The organism is Terriglobales bacterium (assembly GCA_035454605.1).
In the GTDB taxonomy this organism is placed as follows: domain Bacteria; phylum Acidobacteriota; class Terriglobia; order Terriglobales; family Acidobacteriaceae; genus DATMAB01.
This window is the reverse complement of sequence record DATIGQ010000140.1, coordinates 1-3124: the sequence shown is the minus strand read 5'-3', so window position 1 is coordinate 3124 and position 3124 is coordinate 1. Positions and strand designations below refer to the sequence as shown.

Sequence of the window (3124 nt, the reverse complement as noted above, 5' to 3'; positions counted from 1 at the left end):
CTCGAGGTCGAGGGCGAAGTCACTCTGCGCTCCGTCCTCGACGCCCTCGAGACCCGCTACCCCATGCTGCGCGGCACCATCCGCGACCACGGCACTCTCCAGCGCCGGCCGTTTCTGCGCTTCTTCGCCTGCGAGGAGGATCTTTCCCACCAACCGCCTGACACACCCTTGCCCGCCGCCGTCGCCTCCGGCGCCGAACCGCTCTTCATCGTCGGCGCCATCGCCGGCGGCTAGCAGCACCACACCAACCGGCTCCTTAAATCCTTGTGAGGGTGCCCCATGTCTGCGCCACGCCCTTCGGCGCAGACGTGGGAGAGGAAGGCACTCAGAGCACACAGCTGGAGCGCCAGGTTGGCCTGATTCGTATCAGGGCACGGCTTTAGCCGTGCCCTGCGCGACTCCCTATCTCATTGTCATCCCGAGCGCAGCCCGACCGTTCCCGAGCGCAGGCGAGGGAGGAAGGGAGGGCGAAGTCGAGGGACCTCGGGGTTGCTTTTGGGATCGTCCGTGGCTGCGCCAGGCGGCGGACCGCGACCCTTCGTGTTTGCCGGAGCCTGCCCTGAGCCTGTCGAAGGGTGTCCTTTGTGGTTTAGCTTTTCCTGCCTCCTCCGTTGACCACTGCCCCATTTCCGGGTAATTGACTCCGTTCTCTCCTGCGCGTAGAGTTCCGCTACCTTCCAGCCGCCGTTTCTCCAGCCACAACCGAAACGCGTCACAACCGCCAGCCAAGCGGTCTTGGCGCAGGCCGCCTCGATTTACACAGCGCTTTTCGCGGTCCAGGGCGCATCTGGAGGGTAAAGACACGCATGCTACAATATGTAGCGATACCCTCTTGACACGCCCTATATGTGGGAGTAATGTCCCATCCCACGTGCAACGCGTCCCTGGGGTGAGGGTCGCGTTCCGGTCCCGTTTTGGGGCTGATTTTCACGCGGTGGCCCCCGTCGCTCCGGTGTGGATGCCGGTCGCGATTCGTTAGGGGATAGCGACAGAAGCAAGGGTGTTCCGGGGCTTCCCGGTGCGCCCCAGAGGCTCCATCTTGCCTCCTCGTCCCGGCAACGGGACCCCGCGGCGGGACGCCCTCCTGTGGTCAAAAAACAGGCGATACCAGACGAATTAGGAGGTCAGCGATTTCTATGGAAGCCGATGCCCTTCGCTACACGCCTTCGACGCTCCCGGCCGATCCCAGTGCCGACCCCGGCCTGAACTGGTCTTCCTGGTCGCGTTGCGAGTCCAGTTTCAGCCTGCTCCTGGTGCCCCAGCATCCCGGCGTATTCGCGCTCGCCGAGGAGATCGCTGCCCCCGCCGGCGCCGCGGCCCGCCGCATGTTGGCGCTGTTCCATGTGTCCGAGGCCGACAATCTCAGCCGCGCCCTCAGCCGCCTGTTCGCCGCCGAAAGCCCGCTCCGCAGCAAGCTCGAGGAGGGCCGCTGCTACATGCGCTACGCCGTCATTCCTGAGGATGCCCGCCGCCGCGCCGTCGCTGCCGCGCTCACGCAATGGCTCGCCGCCGCTTCCGACTCCGCCGCCGCCCTCAGCACCAGCGCCGGCTCGCCGGGCGCTGCGCCGCCTACGGATCCGGCCGCCAATCCCAAAATCGGCAACCGTCAACCGAAGGACATGCGTCCTTCGCCGCTGCCCGCGGGCTTCTAAGGTTCCGCCGTGGGCACTGGCACAGCCAGTTCTGAAAGAGGAGAATAGAAGATGGGCGACATCACACCGAAGATCGGGACCCCGGGTCCCAGCCCTGTCGTCGTGAAGGTGAACCAGCAGACCGGCGCCGCTCCCGCCGCCGAAAAGACGGCCGCCAAGAAGTCTGCCCCCGGCCTCGCCTTTCGCCGTTATTTCACCCAGGGCGGCGTCTCCCCCTACGACCAGCTCGAGTGGGAGCTGCGCACCGCCCTCATCACCGACGCCCAGGGCAACGTCATCTTCGAGCAGAAGGACGTCGAGGTTCCCAAGGACTGGTCCATGACCGCCACCAACATTGTGGCGTCAAAGTACCTGCACGGCCGCCTGGACACTCCCGAGCGCGAATCCAGCGTCCGCCAGCTTATCAGCCGCGTCGCTGAGACCATCCGTGACTGGGGCCTGGCCGCCGGCTACTTCCGCACTCCCGTCGACGCCGCCATCTTCCATGACGAGCTCACGTATTTGCTGGTCAACCAGTACGCCGCCTTCAATTCGCCGGTCTGGTTCAACGTCGGCTGCGACCGCCTGGAGCCCAACGCCGACGCCACCAACTGGCACTGGAATCCCGCCGCCGCGCGCGTCGAGTTCGCCCGCACCGGCTACCGCAATCCCCAGTGCTCGGCCTGCTTCATCAATTCCGTGCAGGATTCGCTCGATTCCATCCTCACCCTCGCCAAGACCGAGGGCATGCTGTTCAAGTTCGGCTCCGGCACCGGCACCAATCTCTCCACCCTGCGTTCTTCCATGGAAGCGCTCGCCGGCGGCGGCACAGCGTCCGGCCCGCTCAGCTTCATGAAGGGCTATGACGCCTTTGCCGGCGTCATCAAATCCGGCGGCAAGACCCGCCGCGCCGCCAAGATGGTCATCCTCAACATCGACCATCCCGATATCGTGGACTTCATCGAGTGCAAAGCCAAAGAGGAAGCCAAGGCTTGGGCCCTGGTGCAGGCCGGCTACGATGGCCACTCACCGGACGCGGAAGCCTATTCCTCCATCTTCTTCCAGAACGCCAACAACTCCGTGCGCGTGACCGACGACTTCATGCTCGCGGTCGAGCGCGACGCCGATTTCACCACTCTCAGCGTCCGCGACCATCGCCCGGTCTCGACCTACAAGGCCAGCGAGCTGCTGCGCAGGATCGCCCAGGCCACCTGGCAGTGCGGCGATCCCGGCATGCAGTTTGATACGACCATCAATCGCTGGCACACCTCCAAGCACACCGCCCGCATCAACGCCAGTAACCCGTGCTCGGAGTACATGTTCCTCGACGACTCCGCCTGCAACCTGGCCAGCCTCAACCTCATGAAGTTCGCCCGCAACGGCAGCTTCGACGTCGAGGCCTACCGCCACGCCGTGGACGTCGTCATCACCGCCCAGGAGATCCTGGTGGATGGCGCCAGCTACCCCACCGAGTCCATCGCCCGCAACTCGCA

Annotated in this window: 3 protein-coding genes; all 3 read left to right on the top strand. The window is 65.2% G+C overall.

Translation table 11 applies throughout. The annotated features are described in order from the left end of the window. On the top strand, positions 1-234 hold a 234-nt coding region (locus VLE48_10265), incomplete at its 5' end, for a MoaD/ThiS family protein (GenBank protein ID HSA93384.1). Positions 235-1136: 902 nt separating this feature from the next. Then, positions 1137-1652, top strand: coding sequence for a hypothetical protein (locus VLE48_10260; GenBank protein HSA93383.1), 516 nt, complete (start codon positions 1137-1139; stop codon positions 1650-1652). Positions 1653-1703: 51 nt separating this feature from the next. Then, the coding region (locus VLE48_10255) for a hypothetical protein (protein HSA93382.1) at positions 1704-3124 on the top strand (1421 nt) is incomplete at its 3' end.

What these genes read in the sequence shown, in the direction of transcription:
- VLE48_10260 (HSA93383.1), top strand. Translation starts at nt 1,137, where the DNA reads ATGGAAGCCGATGCCCTTCGCTACACGCCTTCGACGCTCCCGGCCGAT.